11 protein-coding genes are annotated in these 16,327 nt (G+C 72.6%); 2 read left to right on the plus strand and 9 right to left on the minus strand.

Features of this window, described 5'->3' with window-relative positions; all coding sequences use genetic code 11:
* Window positions 1-42: 42 nt before the first annotated feature.
* Both IO33_RS0101905 and IO33_RS0101910 read right to left on the minus strand, forming a co-directional pair.
* Window positions 43-1,692: a glycosyltransferase family 2 protein gene (locus IO33_RS0101905; RefSeq protein WP_078963260.1), complete on the minus strand. Its 1,650-nt coding sequence runs from the start codon at window positions 1,690-1,692 to the stop codon at window positions 43-45.
* A gap of 44 nt (window positions 1,693-1,736) precedes the next feature.
* Complete coding sequence (locus IO33_RS0101910) at window positions 1,737-3,005, minus strand: glycosyltransferase 87 family protein (protein WP_031159353.1); 1,269 nt, start codon at window positions 3,003-3,005, stop codon at window positions 1,737-1,739.
* Window positions 3,006-3,247: 242 nt separating this feature from the next.
* Between IO33_RS0101910 and IO33_RS0101915 the strand changes: the two genes are divergently transcribed.
* On the plus strand, window positions 3,248-4,786 hold the full coding sequence (locus IO33_RS0101915; protein ID WP_031159355.1) for a glycosyltransferase family 39 protein: 1,539 nt from the start codon (window positions 3,248-3,250) through the stop codon (window positions 4,784-4,786).
* On the opposite strand, the gene IO33_RS0101920 is transcribed toward IO33_RS0101915, so the two are convergent.
* Complete coding sequence (locus tag IO33_RS0101920; protein ID WP_078963245.1) at window positions 4,743-5,225, minus strand: MarR family winged helix-turn-helix transcriptional regulator; 483 nt, start codon at window positions 5,223-5,225, stop codon at window positions 4,743-4,745. The genes IO33_RS0101915 and IO33_RS0101920 overlap by 44 nt on opposite strands.
* A gap of 96 nt (window positions 5,226-5,321) precedes the next feature.
* On the opposite strand from IO33_RS0101920, the gene IO33_RS0101925 reads away from it, so the two are divergent.
* On the plus strand, window positions 5,322-5,735 hold the full coding sequence (locus IO33_RS0101925) for an organic hydroperoxide resistance protein (protein WP_031159360.1): 414 nt from the start codon (window positions 5,322-5,324) through the stop codon (window positions 5,733-5,735).
* Window positions 5,736-5,794: 59 nt separating this feature from the next.
* Here IO33_RS0101925 and IO33_RS0101930 read toward each other — a convergent pair whose 3' ends face one another.
* From IO33_RS0101930 to IO33_RS0101955, 6 genes are all read right to left on the minus strand, one after another.
* Window positions 5,795-8,002: a bifunctional glycosyltransferase/CDP-glycerol:glycerophosphate glycerophosphotransferase gene (locus IO33_RS0101930; RefSeq protein WP_031159362.1), complete on the minus strand. Its 2,208-nt coding sequence runs from the start codon at window positions 8,000-8,002 to the stop codon at window positions 5,795-5,797.
* Window positions 8,003-8,008: 6 nt separating this feature from the next.
* Entirely contained in the window at window positions 8,009-10,210 is a 2,202-nt protein-coding gene (locus IO33_RS0101935; RefSeq protein WP_031159365.1) for a bifunctional glycosyltransferase/CDP-glycerol:glycerophosphate glycerophosphotransferase, read from the minus strand.
* 152 nt (window positions 10,211-10,362) lie between these two features.
* Complete coding sequence (locus tag IO33_RS0101940) at window positions 10,363-12,600, minus strand: bifunctional glycosyltransferase/CDP-glycerol:glycerophosphate glycerophosphotransferase (protein ID WP_031159368.1); 2,238 nt, start codon at window positions 12,598-12,600, stop codon at window positions 10,363-10,365.
* 156 nt (window positions 12,601-12,756) lie between these two features.
* On the minus strand, window positions 12,757-13,596 hold the full coding sequence (locus tag IO33_RS0101945; protein ID WP_031159371.1) for a carbohydrate ABC transporter permease: 840 nt from the start codon (window positions 13,594-13,596) through the stop codon (window positions 12,757-12,759).
* Window positions 13,593-14,873: an ABC transporter permease subunit gene (locus IO33_RS0101950; protein WP_031159374.1), complete on the minus strand. Its 1,281-nt coding sequence runs from the start codon at window positions 14,871-14,873 to the stop codon at window positions 13,593-13,595. The genes IO33_RS0101945 and IO33_RS0101950 overlap by 4 nt, the downstream gene beginning before the upstream one ends.
* A 73-nt stretch (window positions 14,874-14,946) precedes the next feature.
* On the minus strand, window positions 14,947-16,326 hold the full coding sequence (locus tag IO33_RS0101955) for an ABC transporter substrate-binding protein (RefSeq protein ID WP_031159377.1): 1,380 nt from the start codon (window positions 16,324-16,326) through the stop codon (window positions 14,947-14,949).
* Window position 16,327 lies beyond the last annotated feature (1 nt).

Consider the following 16,327-nt stretch of genomic DNA (forward strand, 5'->3'; position numbering starts at 1 on the left):
TCTCAGTCAAGCAGCGGGCGCGCCGGTGACGCACCGGCCGGCTCAGCGCACCAGGCGGCGGAGCCGGCCGCGCGCCACCCGCACGACCCCGCGCACGCCGGTCGCCACCCGCACGGCCAGTGCGCCGGAGTGCGTGGCGTAGGGCTGCACCAGAAGCACGCCGTGCCGGAGGCTCGGCACGGCACGCCGGCGCAGCCGGCCGGCACCCGCCAGGGCGTGCGCCGTGGCCTCCCGCTGCGTGCCGTCCGCGAAGCGCACGGTCACCCGCAGGTCCCAGGTGCCCGCCCCGAGCCCGGAAAGGTCGACGGGCAGCTCCGCCGACCAGCTGTCCGTGCCGGAGGGCGCGAGCGCAACCGTCGTGCGCCCGCGCGTCCGCTCGTCGTCGCGCGCGGCCCACTCCACGTCCACCTCGTGCGGGCCCGCCTCGCCCACTCTGCCGTACAGCTCGTGCAGCCGCAGGCACAGCAGCGAGGCACGCGCGCGGGGACGCAGTTCCGCGTCGAGGGCGAGCGGGAGGACGGCGACCGGGCGGGTCAGGAACGGCGCGAGGCTGACCTGGGGAAGGTCGGCGGACCAGACGGGGGCGCCGTCGGGGGTGCGGGCGTAGGGCGGCAGCAGGCGTGCCGGGCGGGCGGCCAGCTCGCGCAGCCGGGGCAGGTCGCGCGGCTCGGGCGACTCCAGCACGACCCGCGCGACAAGGCGGCCGGGAGCCGTCGGGTTCAGCTCCCAGTCGGGGGTGTCGTAGCGCGTGAGGTACTCCCGGGTGTGCGCCCACCAGGCGCGCTGGTAGGGCGCGTCACGCAGCCCCAGTTCGCGCGCGTACATGCGTACGTCGTGGTCGAGGAACTTGGCCCGCGCCGCCCGCGCCAGCTCCTTCTGCCCGGCGCCCAGCAGGACGTCGTACGCCAGCGCGCACGCCTCCACGCGTGCCTGCCAGTTGTCGATGTGCTCCCGGTCCAGCGAGAGCGACAGCCGCTCGGCGCCGCGGCGCACATGCCACACGTACACGCGGTCCGGTACGAGCGCGATGCGGGGACCGGCGGCGAGCACGCGCGCGGTGAAGACGATGTCCTCGTAGAGGAAGCGGCCCTCCGGGAAGCGGATGCCGTGCTCGCGCAGGAAGTCGGTGCGGTACAGCTTGTTGACGCACAGCGTGTCGTGGACCAGACGCGGCCGCTGGGAGGGGCGCGCGAGGGTGGCGGGCTCCGTGTACAGGGGCGCCTGCCAGGGTTGCTCACGCCCTGAGGGCAGCTCCCGGCGCACGCACAGTCCACTCGCGACCTCGGCGTGCGCCTCGCCGGCCGCCGTCAGCAGCGCGTCCACCGCACCAGGCGGCAGCACGTCGTCGCTGTCCAGGAACATCACGTAGGGCGTGGTCACGGCGTCGATCCCGGTGTTGCGCGGGCTGCCGCAGCCGCCGCTGTTCTCGGGCCGGCGCACCACCCGCAGCCGGGGCTCGCCGGCGGCCAGCCGGTCGAGCAGTTCGGCGCTGCCGTCGGTGGAGCAGTCGTCCACGGCGACGACCTCGGCCACCGCCGGCCCCTGGGCGAGCGCCGAACGCACGGCGTCGCCGACATGGGCGCGGTCGTTGTAGCCGATGACGACCACACCGACCCGCGGCGTCGGGTCGGCGTCGTGCGGCCGGTCTGGCGGGTCGGGCCGGTCTGGTGTGTCAGGCGGTTCAGGTCGCATCAGGTCCACGGGCCGGGAGTGTAGAAATGCTCAGTAATACTCCGTTAAGAGATGCTTAGCACCCGGTCCGGAAGACGGTGGGAATCGGGCCGGGGTTCCGTCGTTCGCAGGTTCTTTCCATCCGCTCCCGCGGCCCGCCACAACCGGACGAAGGACAGCACGGCGGCGGCCGCCAGGACCCCGTTGCGGGTCAGCATCAGCAGACAGCCGGTCCACGTGCCGCCGATCACCTCACGGTAGTACATCGGGAACACCACGGTGCTCAGCGCGGTCGCCGTCAGGACCAGCGCCGCGACCGGCCGCTGGCTGGTGTGCCGGGAGGTCAGGCACACGGCGGCCAGACCGAGCAGCCAGATCATGTACTGCGGGCTGATCACCCGGCTGGTGACCGTGAACAGCAGCACCGCGCTCAGCGCCGCGTCGTACGGCGTGGCCTCGTTCCAGTGCCGTGCCCGCACCCGCCACAGCACCAGCAGGGCGAAGGCGGCCGCCGTCAGCGCCAGCGAGGCGACGGCGACGGCCTGCACATGCGGGCCGACCAGTTCGACGGCGCCGTACCGGTAGCGCGTCCGGCCCGGCCAGCCGGCGTGCCGCGCCAGGTTCAGCACCGTGCCGCCGAGCGACTCGATCTGCACCCCGCGCCCGCCCTGCTGCCGCAGAAAGGACAGGGGATGGTCGAACAACACGGCGAGAACGCCGAGTACGGCGGTGCCGGCGGCCGCCGCCCACCCCCACGCCCCGCGCGTCACCCGCCCCCGGGGCGTGCCGAGCAGCACCAGCGCCGGCCACACCTTCACCAGCGCGCCCAGTGCCCCCAACACCCCGCCCATGCGCGGGGATCGGCCCAGCGCCAGCAGGGAGAGCACGGCCAGGGCGGTGACCTGGACGTCGTACCGGGCGAGCGGGATGTGCAGCAGCAGCGGCAGTCCGCCCGTCCACAGGGCCGCGCCGAGCAGGCTGCGCCCCGCACGCGTGCCCGCGCGGACCAGTGCCACCGTGACCAGCGCGTCCCCGGCCAGCGTGAGCACCACGAACGCCTGAAAGTACGTCAACCAGGGCAGCAGACCTGGCGCCATCAGCACCCCGCCCGCGCCCGGCGGGTACTGCCACAGGGTGTCGTGCGCCGGGAAGGAACCGTGCGCCAGCACGCCGTACCAGCGGAAGTACAGCCGCCACACCTCACGTGCCACCGAGCCCCCGCCGAGCAGCGGGCCGCTGTCGTGGACGAGCAGCCACAGCATCAGGGCGCGCGTGGTGAGCCAGAGAGCGGGGACCGCGAGGACCGGGCCGGGGGTGACACGGAGACGGTTCATCGACATGGGAGCCTAAGTCGCATGGATGGTGTATCCATGCCGATACGCCGTCATGACCGCTAAAAGGTTGGTTAATCACAAAAGATCGGGCCGTGGTGAACGTCGGGCTTCCTGTGGAACCGCAGTCGCGCAAGGCGGCTGCAGCGACAGCCGTCGCAGCGGCCGGTGGGACGGGGCACGCGTCGAAGGGCGACCGGGCGCACCACCGCCGCCGGGCCGCAGTATGCACGCCCGCGCTGGTGATGTCCGCGGTCGGGCTCTGGGGCCTCGACCGGGGCGGGATGTGGCGTGACGAGGCCGTCAGCTTCCAGGTCGGGCGGCGTACCGTGCCGCAGATCTGGCGGCTGCTGCACGACGTCGACGCCGTGCACGGCCTGTACTACCTGCTCGTGCACGCCGTCCTCGCCGTGCACCCCGGCGAGGTCCTGCTGCGGCTGCCCTCGGTGTGCGCGGCGGCGGCGACGGCCGCGCTGGTGGCGGCGCTCGGCACCCGGCTGGCCCGGCCGCGCGTCGGACTGTGGGCCGGGCTGCTCTACGCCGTCGCGCCGATGGCCGGCCACTACTCCCAGGAGGGCCGTTCCTACGCCCTGGTGGCCGCCGGGGCCACGGGCGCGACGCTGCTGCTCGTACGGGCGGTGCAGGGCGGCTCCTGGTGGGCGTACGGGGCCGTCCTCGGCCTCACCTGCTGGCTGCACGAGTTCGCGGTGCTGCTGCTGTGCGCCCACGCGGGGTCGCTGGCGCTGGCCCGGGCGGGGGCGCGGGTGTGGCGGGGCTGGGGGTGTGCGGCGGGCGGGATCCTGCTCGCGCTGCTGCCGATGGTGGTGGTGTCCCGGGGGCAGGCGGCGCAGGTGGCATGGCTGCGCAGGCCTACGGCGGCTTCGGGCCAGGCGCTGCTGCGGGGGTTTCTCGGGCCCGCCGACTCGGTGTACTGGGTGTGTCTGGGGCTCGCCCTGGCCGGGGTGGCGGGGCTGGTGGGGCGGCGGGGGGACATCACTCTTCCGGGGGTGGCGTTGCCGTTGACCGTGGTACCGCCGACGGTGTTGATGCTGGCGTCCCAGGTCTCGCCGCTGTACGTCGACCGGTACGTGCTGTACGCCTTGGGCGGGGCGCCGTTGCTGGTCGCCGCCGGGGCCGAGCGGGTGGCCGGGACGGTGGCCGGGACGGTGGGCCGGCTGCACGCCCGCGCTCGGCGCACAGGGCGCCCCCCGCTGCCGGAAGAGCCTTCCGCGCCGCGGTCCCCGATGGTCGCCCTGGGCGGTGTCTTAGGGGTCTGTCTCGTCTTCCTCCTCCAGTTCCCGCTCCTGCGCGCGGATCGCGATCCCGCTACCCGGCCCGACGATCTCGGGGCCGTTTCCCGGGTGGTGGCGCGGGAGGTGCGGCCCGGCGACCCGGTGGTGTTCCTGCCGGTGAGCGTCCGCAACGTGGCCCTCGCCTATCCGGGGGCGTTCCGGGGAACGCGGGATGTGGCGCTGGTGCGGGGCGCGGCCGAGTCGGGGACCCTGTACGGGCGGGAGGCGGGGGCCCGGGAGGTGCGGCGCAGGCTGGCCCGGCTGGGCCGGGTGTGGATCGTGGCCGACCGGGATCTGCTGGCCGGGCGCTGGAGCCCCCGCAACCCCGTCGAGCGGACCGAACTCGCCGTGCTGCGCAGGGACTTCACCGAACGGGAGGACATCCCGCGGGGCAGGACGGCCGTACGGCTGTACGTCCGGAAGGATCTGGCCGGACCGGCCGGCCCGCCTAGCGTCCCTCCGCCAGTGCTGCCGCGTCCAGCGCGGTGGTGAGCCGGTCGAGGCGTTCGCGCAGCTCGGCGATCTCCGTCAGGTCGAAGCCGGTCGCGCCCATGATCCGGCGCGGCACCTCCAGGGCCCGCTCGCGCAGTGCCGCGCCCTCCTCGGTCAGCCGCACCTGTACCGAGCGTTCGTCCTGCGCGCTGCGCTCCCGGCGCACCAGACCGATCCCCTCCAGCCGCTTGACCAGCGGGGACAGCGTGCCGGAGTCGAGCCGCAGATGTTCGCCGAGCGCCTTGACGGGCAGGTCGCCCTGCTCCCACAGGACGAGCATCACGAGGTACTGCGGGTAGGTCAGCCCGAGGTCCTTGAGGATCACGCGGTAGACGCCGTTGAAGGCGCGGGACGCCGCGTGCAGCGAAAAGCAGATCTGGCGGTCCAGGCGCAGCCACTCCGTGTCGGTCATGGCTCCAGGGTAGCTCTTGCGGCCCATTTAGTTGTGCACAACTTAATTGTGTGCTCTACTTATGACTGTCAGGCGGTCAGGACAGGGGCCGCCGGAACCCGATTTCGTAAAGGGATGGTCTTCATGGACGCGCTCTACACCGCTGTCGCCACCGCCACCCACGGCCGTGACGGTCGCGCCGTCTCCTCCGACGGCAAGATCGACCTCCAGCTGGCCCCGCCGGTGGAGCTGGGCGGCAACGGCCAGGGCACCAACCCCGAGCAGCTCTTCGCCGCCGGTTACGCCGCCTGCTTCGGCAGCGCCCTCGGACTCGTCGGCCGGCAGGCGAAGGTGGACGTCAGCCAGGCGGCGGTGACCGCCGAGGTCGGCATCGGCAAGCAGGGCGAGGGCTTCGGGCTGAAGGTCACGCTGCGCATCGAGCTGCCCGACACCGTGGACGAGGCGACCGGCCGCAAGCTGGTCGAGACCGCCCACCAGGTCTGCCCGTACTCCAACGCCACCCGCGGCAACATCGACGTCGACCTCGTCATCGAGTAAGCCCGCGGGACAGCCGTGACGAGGGTGCCGGACGGGGGGCCGGCACCCTCGTCACGCGCTCACGCCGAGGTCAGCGTGGACCGGCCGGTCGCCTGGCCGGGGATCCGCACCGTGCCCGCGCCGGTCATCGGCTCGCCCAGCAGCAGCGTCCGTACGACGCGCTCGGCGGCCAGACCGTCGTCGAACTCGCAGAACCGGGCCCGGAAGTCCGCCCGCAGCCGCGCCGACTCCTCGTCCCGCCAGGACCCCGAGGCGAACAGCCAGGCCAGCTCCCGGTAGGAGCGCGAGACATGGCCCGGCGGCTCGGCGGTGATGTCGACGTACGTACCCCGGCTCGCCGTGTACGCGGACCAGTCGTCGGCGTGCACCACGATCGGCCGGTCCAGGTTGGCGTAGTCGAACATCACGGACGAATAGTCGGTGACCAGCACGTCCGCCGCGAGCAGGACCTCCTCCACGCGCGGCTCCTCGGTCGCGTCGACCACCACCCCGCGCCGGGCCAGCTCCGCGAGGCCCGTCCCGCGCGCGGGACCGTCGGCCAGCGACGGATGCAGCCGCACCACGAGGGTGCGCCCCTCGCCCAGGTCGGCCGCGAACCGGGCCAGGTCGATCCGGTCCACGTGCCCGCTGCGCCGGTAGTCCCGGCGGGTCGGCGCGTACAGCACCACCGTGTGGTCCGCGGGGATGCCGTGCCGTACCCGGAAGCCGCTCGGCCCGCCGTTCACCAGCACGTCGTTGCGCGGGCTGCCGGTGCGCAGCGAGGTGAAGTGGCAGGGGTAAGCGCGCTCCCACATCAGCTCGGAGTGGCGGTTGGCGACCAGGCTGTAGTCCCAGCGGTCGGCCCGGCGCAGCATCTGCGGAACGTCGAAGCCGAGCCGGGCGCCCGGCTTGTCGCGCAGATCGGCGCCCATGTACTTCAGCGGGGTGCCCTGGTGGGTGTGGATGTGCACGCTGCCGGGCCGCTTGGCCAGAGCGCCGGGCCAGTTGACGTCGTTGACGAAGAACCCCGCCCGCGCGGTGACCTCCAGATAGCGCCGGGAGCCGACGAGCACGTGCTCCACGCCGGGCGGCAGCTGCGCGGCGGTCTCCGCGTCCCGGACCACCCACACCCCGCGCAGCTGCGGGGCGATCTCGCGGGCCTTGGCGTACACGGCGGCCGGGTCGCCGAGCATGCCCCGGTGCGAGGACGCCGAGTAGACCACCAGGCGCGGGTCCAGCGGGCGGTGCGTGTGCACGGACGCCCAGCCGGAGCGGGCCCGCGCGGCGGCCGAGCCGCGGACCAGGGCCGCCCGCCGAGCCGTCTCCCGCCCGGCCCGCGTCACCTGCCGCCTGACCCGGTACGCCGTCCAGGAGCCCTCCAGCATGCGGAGCTCGCCGTCGACCAGGGCGCCCTCGGGCTTGTGCGCGCGGAACATCCGCGCCGTACGCCGGAAGAACTCGGCCTTGTCCGCGGGCGGCAGCCGGTCCGGCTTGGCCAGGATGTCCAGACAGTGCTCGCCCATCTTGCGGTGCAGATACGGCCGCCAGCACGCCAGCTCCGGCCGCTGCCCGACGAACGCGAAGACCCGCTCGTACTGGTCGTGGATGTCGAAGTGCTTGCGGCTGGTCGTGGACAGGATGTTGCCCTGCCGGCGCTGCCGGTAGTTCACGCAGACCCGGTCCAGCGTGGCGATCCGGCGGGCGCTGAGCATGGCCGGGAAGGTCCAGGGAGTGTCCTCGTAGTAGCCGGGCGGGAACGCGAAGCCCTCCGACTCCACGAACTCCCGCCGGTACACCTTGTTCCACACCACCATCAGCAGATCCAGGATCTGCGGGAACTCCTCGGCGGTGAACGGGTCCGGGCCGGCCTCGCCGAGGAGGTGGGCGAGGACGTTGCGCCGGGTGCCGCCCCACCAGTAGGTGCGCGCGTAGTCGAAGACCAGCACGTCCGGGTCCCCGGCCTCGGCCAGCCGGTCGGTGATGGCCCGCAGCGCGCCCGGGGTGAGGGTGTCGTCGCTGTCCAGGAAGAACAGGTAGTCGCCGGTGGCGTGCGGCATCCCCGCGTTGCGGGCCCGCCCGAGGCCCACGTTCTCCGGCAGGTGCAGCACCCTCACCCGCGGGTCACGCGCGGCGTACTCGTCGAGGATGGCGCCGCAGCCGTCCGGGGAACGGTCGTCCACGGCGATCAGCTCGAAGTCGTTGAAGGACTGCAGCAGCACCGAGTCCAGGCACTCGCGCAGAAAGCCCTGCACCTTGAAACAGGGCACGATCAGACTGAAGCGGGGCACGGCGGGTCAGCTCCTCACGAGGGTCGCGGCGGCGGGGGCGGGAACGCGCTCCGCGAGCGGGATCACCGGCGGGATCGCCTCCGGCGGCTCACCGAGCAGCACCCGCCGTACGACCCGCTCGGCGGCCCGCCCGTCGTCGAAGTCGCAGAACCGCTCCCGGAACGCGGCCCGCAGGGCCCTCGCCTCCTCGCCCGCGTACGAGCCGTCGCGGAAGACGGCGGCCAGCTCCTGCGGGGTGCGCGCGACCGGGCCGGGCGGCTCGGTCATCAGGTCGAAGTAGACGCCCCGCGTCTCCCGGTAGACCTCCCAGTCGTCGGCGTACACGACGATCGGCCGGTCCAGGTTGGCGTAGTCGAACATGATCGACGAGTAGTCGGTGACCAGCGCGTCCGCCGCCAGGCACACGTCCTCCGAGGAGCGGTGCGCGGTGACGTCGATGATGCGGGCGGAACTCTTCGCGTGCCCCCGGTCGTAGAAGTAGTGGGCGCGCAGCAGGACGACGACGTCCTCGCCGGCCGCCGCGCAGAACGCCTCCAGGTCCAGCCCGGGCTCGAAACCGGTGTGGTGGTCGCGGTGGGTCGGCGCGTACAGCACGGCGGTCTTGCCCTCGGGGATCCCCAGCCGCCGCCTGATCCGTGCCACGTCCTCGGCGGTCGCCGTGTAGTACACGTCGTTGCGCGGATAGCCGTACTCCAGATGCTCGTACGAGCCGGGGAAGGCGCGCTCCCACATCTGGGTCGAGTGGCGGTTGGAGGAGAGGTTGAAGTCCCAGCGGTCGACCCGGCCCAGCAGCCGGGTGAAGCTGCCCGACCGGGCGGCCACCACCGGGTACGACGACTGGTCCACGCCCATCGTCTTCAGCGGGGTGCCGTGCTGGGTCTGCAGGTGCACACTGCCAGGCCGCTTGACGACCCCCTCGGCGAAGTTGGCGTTGTTGACCAGGTACGTCGCACGGGCCAGCACCTCCCAGTAGCGGCGCGAACCGATCACCGCGTAGTCCACGTCCTTCGGCAGGGCGTGTTCCTGGCCGGACTCGACCAGGAACACCGCGCGCAGGTGCGGGGCGAGTTCGCGGGCCTTGGCGTGGATCGCGGCCGGGTTGCAGGCGTAACCCCGGCCCCAGTAGGCGCAGTACACGGCCAGGTTCGGGTCGAGCGGGCGGTGCAGGTCGCGGGCGTAGCGCAGCCGGGTGCGCAGCATGCGCGGGCGCGGCAGCCGCTCGGCGGCCCCGGACGTCAGCTGGTTGGCGCCGCGCAGACCGCGGAACGCCGTGTACGCGCCCGTCGCCAGCAGCCGGTGCTGCACGCCCAGGCTGCCGCCCGGCGGCCGGAAGCCGGTCGGCCGGTGACGCCGGTAGAGACGGGCCGCGCGGCGGAAGAACGCCCGGCGCCCGGCCGGCAGCCGCTCCGGCCGGGACGCGGTCTTCAGCACCTGGGAGAACAGCTGCTCGAACAGTGGCCGGATCCGCTCGGCGGGCAGCGCGGCCTCGGCTGCCCGGGTCAGCACGAGGTCCACCTGGTCGAGCAGGGCGTGCTGGTGCGGCCCCGGCAGATTGAGCCGGCTGCCCTGCCGGCGCAGCCGGTGCCGTACGACGACCCGGCGCAGCACCGCGATCCGCCCGGCGGCGAGCGTGGTCAGCCCGCCCCAGCCGAGGTCGGTGAAGTGGCTGTCGGGGAAGGCGAGCCGGTGCTCGGTGAGGAAGGCGCGGCGGTAGACCGCGCTCCACGCCGGGAGCTGCACGCCGGTCAGTTCCGGCAGGTCGTCCGGGGCGAAGGCGCCCTCCGGGGCCCCCGCGAGCAGCGGCGCGGCCGGGTTGGTCGGCTCCCCCTCCCACCAGGGGACGCGCTCGTGCTCGACGTAGAGCACGTCCACGCCGTCGGTCTCGGTCAACCGGGCGTCCAGCGCCGCGAGCGCGCCCGGCAGCAGCAGGTCGTCGCCGTCGAGGAACAGCACATACGCGCCGGTCGCCGCCCGCATCCCGGCGTTGCGCGCCCCGCTCAGACCGGCGGACGGCGGCGAGTCGACCGGGGTCACCCGGGAGTCCCGCTGCGCGTGTTCGTCGGCCACCGCGGCGGCCGGGGAGTCGGGGGCGTCGCAGACCGGGATCAGCTGCAGATCGCCGAAGGACTGGCCGAGAACCGAGTCCAGCGCCTGGGACAGCCGGGCGGCGACCCCGTGGGAGGGGACGATGATGCTGAAGCGGGGCATTCTGCTCTCTCTGTTGTCTTGCGGACGCGCGTCCCGCGGGCGAGGCGTGGCACGCGACCGGGCCGCCCCGCCGGACGCCAGGTGGACGGCCGGCTCGGGGTGGGCCGCGTCGAGCCGAGGGGCGGGGGAACTCCCGTGGGGACCAACGGTGTTCAGCGCCCCTCGGTGACGGGGAGGGGACCGGAAGGTTGCGGCACGGTGGCCAGCGGGGAATGTGTGCAGGCCGACGGCACCGGCCCGCGTTCCGCGAGCGGCACCACCGGCGGCAGGTCCGTCTCGCCCCGCACCACATGCCTGACGATCCGCTCGGCGGCGCGTCCGTCGTCGTACGGGCAGAACCGCTCCCGGAACGCCGCCCGCAGCTGGGCCGACCGCGAGCCGCGCCAGTGACCGGTCGCGAAGATGTCGATCAGCTCGTCCTCGCTGCGCGCGACCGCGCCCGGCGGGAAGGCGCGCAGGTCGAAGTAGGTGCCGCGGGCCGCCGCGTACGCCTCCCAGTCCTCGGTGTGCACGACGATCGGCCGGTCCAGGTTCGCGTAGTCGAACATGATCGACGAGTAGTCGGTGAGCAGCGCGTCGGAGGCCAGACAGAGCGACTGCACGCTCGGGTGGTCGCCGACGTCGATGATCCGGGTGCCCGTGCCGAGCGGGCCGCCGCGGGTGGGGTGCGGGCGGGCCAGGATCACGAAGCGCGGGCCGAGGCGGCGCGCGATCCGCTCCAGGTCCAGCAGCGGGCGCTGGGTGCGCAGATGGTCGCGGAAGGTCGGTGCGTACAGGATCGCGACCGCGCCCTCGGGGACGCCCAGCGACTCGCGCAGCCGGGCCACGTCCGCGGAGGTCGCCCGCTGGAAGACGTCGTTGCGCGGCGACCCGTACTCCAGCGTGCCGTACCGGCCCGGCAGGACCCGCTCCCAGACGAGCGTCGAGTGCCGGTTGCCGGACAGGACGAGGTCCCACTGGTCGACCCCGCGCAGCAGGTCGGCGAAGTCGGTGCCGTGGGCGGCCGCCGGGCGCTCCTGGAGGTCCAGGCCCATGTGCTTGAGCGGGGTGCCCTGCCGGGTCTGGATCAGCAGCTGCCCCGGCCGCTTGCGCAGCCCCCGGCCCAGGTCGTCGTCGGTGACCAGGAACCTGGAGCGGGCCAGCGCCGTCCAGTAGGCGGCCGTCCCGGGCCGCAGCCGGCGCGGGCCCGGCGGGAGCGTGTGCTGGTGCTCGGGCCGGGCGATCCACGCGGTGCGGATGTGCGGGGCGTGCGCGCGGAACGCCTCCTCCAGGGCGCCCGGGTCGCCGCCGTGGCCGCGGCCCGCACCGGAGGCGAACACCGCCCGGTCGGAGCGGACGGGCAGCCGCAGCTGGATCCGGTAGTGCAGCCGCAGCGCGCCGGTGCGCAAGGCGCGGGCCAGCTTCACCGCCGCCTTCAGCGCCCGCCGGCGCACGGCCGAGGCCAGCTGCAGGGCGCGGAACGTGCGGTGCAGGCCGAAGCGGACCAGGATGCTCCGCCGCCGCATCCGGGTGCCGGGGACGCGGTAGCGGCGGTAGTGGGCGCGGGCCCGGCACAGGAACTCCCCGTGGCTGCCGCGCGGCAGCCGGCCCCGCTTGGTGAACACGGTCGCGTAGTGGTCGATCATGCGGCGGAACAACTCCGGGCGCCACCGCGCCAGTTCGGGACGCTCCTCGACGTAGTCGAACACCCGGTCGTACTGCTCGAACAGGTCGAAGTGGCCGCGGCTGGTGGTGCCGAGGATGCTGCCCTGCCGGCGCTGCCGGTAGTGCACGCACACCCGGTCGAGCGTGGCGATCGACTCCGCCGTCATCAGCACCGGGAAGGTCCAGGGGGTGTCCTCGTAGTAGCCCGGCGGGAACCCGAAGCCGTTGTCCTCGACGAACTCCCGCCGATAGGCCTTGTTCCAGGCCACCATCAGCACCCTCAGCAGCCCCGGCCGGTCCTCCAGCCGGAACGGCGCCGGGCCCTGCTCGGTGAGCGGGGCGGCGAGCTGGTTGCGGACCGTCCGGCCGTCCCAGTACGTGCGCGCGTAGTCGTACACCAGGACGTCGGGCTCGCCGGACTCCTTGAGCCGGTCGGCGATCGCGCGCAGCGCGTCCGGGGTGAGCGTGTCGTCGCTGTCCAGGAAGACCAGGTAGTCGCCGCTCGCCTCGGCCATCCCCGCGTTCCGGGCCCGCCCGAGGCCCTGGTTCGCGGTCAGGTGCACGGGCCGTACGCGCGTGTCACGGGCCGCGTACTCGTCGATGATCGCCCCGCAGGCGTCCGGTGAGCAGTCGTCCACGGCGATCAGTTCCAGATCGGGATACGACTGCGAGAGCACCGAGTCCAGGCACTCGGAGAGATACGCCTGGACCTTGTACGCGGGGACAATGACACTGAACCTGGGCAAGGGACATCCAAGGGTCGTCGGTCGGCGCGGGGTTCTGACCGGAAACGGCCGATGGAGTGAATTGGTTACGGTTCGTACGGCATGTGGGGGACATGAGGTGAACGTCGAGGAGCGGGCCGCTTAAGGCCCGCCCCCCGAAAAGTGTCGCTTTTGTTACTACTTGACCGCGCCCGCCATCACCCCGGACACGAACTGCCGCTGGAACGCGAAGAAAACCGCCAGCGGGATCACCATGGAGATGAACGCGCCCGGCGCCAGCACGTCGATGTTGTTCCCGAACTGCCGTACCTGCGTCTGCAGTGCGACCGTGATCGGCTGGGTGCCCGACTTGGTGAACACCAGAGCGACCAGCATGTCGTTCCACACCCACAGGAACTGGAAGATGCCGAGGCTCGCGATCGCCGGCCCGCCGAGCGGCATCACCACCCGTGCGAACAGCCTCAGTTCACCGGCGCCGTCCAGCCGGGCCGCCTCCAGCAGCTCGCGCGGGATCTCCGCGAAGAAGTTCCGCAGCAGGAACACAGCGAACGGCAGACCGAAGCCGGTGTGGAACAGGATCACCCCGAGGATCGACCCGAACAGGCCTATCCTGCCGAACAGTTCGGCGATCGGGATCAGCGCCACCTGCACCGGCACCACCAGCAGACTCACCACACCCAGGAACCACCAGTCCCGGCCGGGGAACTCCATCCACGCGAACGCGTAGCCCGCGAGGGAGCCGACCACGACGACCAGGACCGTCGCCGGGACGGTGATCAGCACGGTGCTCCACAGGGAGTGGGTGATGTCCCCGTTCTCAAGGAGCTTCCGGTAGCTGTCGAACGTCAGCTGGGACGGTTTGGTGAGGACCCTCCACCAGCCGCTCGCACTCATGTCCTCCGGTGAACGCAGCGAGGAGGCGAGCAGCCCGATCGTCGGCACCAGCCAGAACAGGCCCACCAGGATCAGGAAGACGCGGACCAGACCACCGTTGATCTTCTCCAGCAGCCAGGTCATCGCCGCCCCTCCCGCCTCAGCCGACGGATGTTGAACGCCATCACCGGAATCACGAGCACCAGCAGCAGCACCGCGATCGCGCTCGCGACGCCCGGCTGGTTCTCCGCGAAGCCCTTGCGGTACAGCTCCAGGGCGAGCACGTTGGCGTCGTCCTGGGAGGAACCCGGCGCGATGATGTAGACGAGGTCGAACACCTTCAGCACGTTGATCATCAGCGTGACGGTGACCACCGCGAGGACCGGCGCCAGCAGCGGCACGGTGACCTTGCGGAACACCTGCCACTCGGTGGCGCCGTCCACCCGCGCCGCCTCCAGCAGCTCCCGGGGCACGCCCGCGAGCCCGGCCGCGATCAGCACCATCGCGAAGCCCGCCCACATCCACACGTACGCCCCGATGACCGCCGGGGTGACCAGGGCCGGGCCGAGCCACTCGACACCGTTGTACGGCTCCCGGAAGTTGCTCGCGGGGAGCCTGAGGCGGGCGCCGGCGGCGGACGCGGGCAGCGTGAAGGTGCCGTCGCCGGCCGCTGTCGTGGAGGCGACCACCGCGCCGTCCTTCACCGCCTCGATCCGCATCCCCGCGTACCCCAGCTCCGACGGGTCGGGTGCGCCGAGCCGCCCCACGCCCTTGCCCCGCGTGAAGTCCTGCCAGGTGGTACCGGTGATCTTCCCCGGCTCCGGCCTCGCGGCCACGGCCTTCCTCGCGCCGTCCGGCATCTGGTCCGGGGCGACGCCCACGAGGGGCAGGGCCACCGGCTGCCCGGGCCGGACGGTGGCCCTGGTGACGAAGCCGCCGTCCTGTGCGACGAGCGGCGACTCGCGCCCCGGGTGCGCCCTGGGGAACGCGGACGACTGTGCGAAGGTGTCGTGCACGCCCACCCACACCGCGTTCGCGACACCCTTGTGCGGATCCTGGTCGTACACCAGCCGGAAGATGATCCCGGCCGCCAGCATCGAGATCGCCATCGGCATGAAGACGACCAGCTTGAACGCCGTCCCCCAGCGCACCCGTTCGGTCAGCACCGCGAAGACCAGGCCGAGCGCGGTGGAGACCGTGGGCGCGAACACCACCCAGACGACGTTGTTCTTCAGGGCGGTGCGGATGCCGTCGTCGGTGAAGAGCGTCCGGTAGTTGTCGACGCCGGCGAAACCGTCGCCGGAGGCGTTGTAGAAGCTGCGGATGACCGAGTACCCGATCGGGTAGACCACGAGCGCGCCGAGCAGCACCAGGGCAGGCAGCAGGAACAGCGCTGCCACCGTCCTGCGGGTGCCGGTCACGCTCTTGCGACCGCGGGGTGCGGCGGGGCCCGGTGGGGCCCCCGCCGCCGTTGCCGCCGACGCCATCGCCGGATCAGCTCCCGCTTCCGTACGCGGCCGCCGCGTCCTTCTCCAGCTTCGCCTGGGCGCCCGCCACGTCCGCCGGGTTCTTCAGGAAGTCCTGCAGGTCCTTCCACTCACCCTTGCCCGGGGTACCGCCGAAGGCCTGCGGGGCCTGGTCGGACATGTCGAAACGGAAGTCGTCGCCGGACGCGATCAGCGCCTTGGCGATCTTCTGCTGCACCGCGTTCGGGTACGCGGTGACGGCCACGTTCCTGTTCGGCGAGAGATAGCCGCCGAGCTTCGCCTGGATGGTCGCCGCGTCCGGGGAGGCGAGGAAGGTGGCCAGGGCCTGCGCCGCCTTGGAGTCCTTCAGGATCACCGCCGCGTCACCGCCGGAGACCACCGGCGCGGTGGAGCCGACCGCCGGGAACGGGAACACCTTCGCGTCCGTGCCCACCTTCGCCTTGGTCTCCCCGATGTTGACCTGCACGAAGTCGCCCTCGTAGACCATCGCGGACTTCGGCTGGTCACCGCCGGTGAAGGTCTGGGTGACCGAGGCCGGGAACTCCGTCTGCAGCGCGCCGTCCTGGCCGCCCGCGAGGTACTCCTTCTTGCCCCAGATCTGCGCCAGCGTCGTCAGCGCCTGCTTGACCGAGGGATCCGTCCACTTGATCTTGTGCTGCGCGAGCTGGTCGTACTTCTCCGGGCCCGCCTGGGACAGATAGACGTTCTCGAACCAGTCCGTCAGCGGCCAGCCGTCCGCACCGGCCACCGAGAACGGCGTGACACCGGAGTCGTCCACCGCCCGCGCCGCGTCCAGCAGGTCCTTCCAGGTCTTCGGCTCCTTGGCGCCCGCGCCCTCGAAGACCTTGGCGTTGTACCAGATCAGCGACTTGTTGGCGGCCTTGTAGTAGACGCCGTACTGCTTGCCGTCGACCTTGCCGATGTCCTGCCAGCCCTGCGAGTAGTTCTTCTGCAGCTCCTTCAGGGCCTCGGGCCCGAGCGGCTTGGCCCACCCCCGCTGCACGGCCTGCTTGATGGCGCCGGGCTGCGGCAGCAGCGCCACGTCCGGCGGCTGGCCACCGGCGATCTTCGAGCCGAGGAAGTTGATGATCGGGTCCTGGGCGGGCACGAAGGTGACCTTCGCACCGGTGCGCTTCTCGAACTCCGCCAGAACCTGCTTGAAGTTCTTCTGCTCCTGACCGGTCCAGACGGCGGCGATCTCCAGACTGGCGCCGTTCAGCTTCGGCAGGCTGACGGTGGAGCCGGTGGCCCCGCCGGTCTTCTCCCCGCTGCCCTCCCTGTCCTTGTCACTGCTGGAGCAGGCGCTGAGCGCGAGGGCTCCCGCGAGCAGCGCGGCGAGTGCGGTGACGGTCCTGTGGGTCCGGATGGTGCTGCTCTTGCTGCGCATC

Source organism: Streptomyces durhamensis (assembly GCF_000725475.1).
In the GTDB taxonomy this organism is placed as follows: Bacteria; Actinomycetota; Actinomycetes; order Streptomycetales; family Streptomycetaceae; genus Streptomyces; species Streptomyces filipinensis.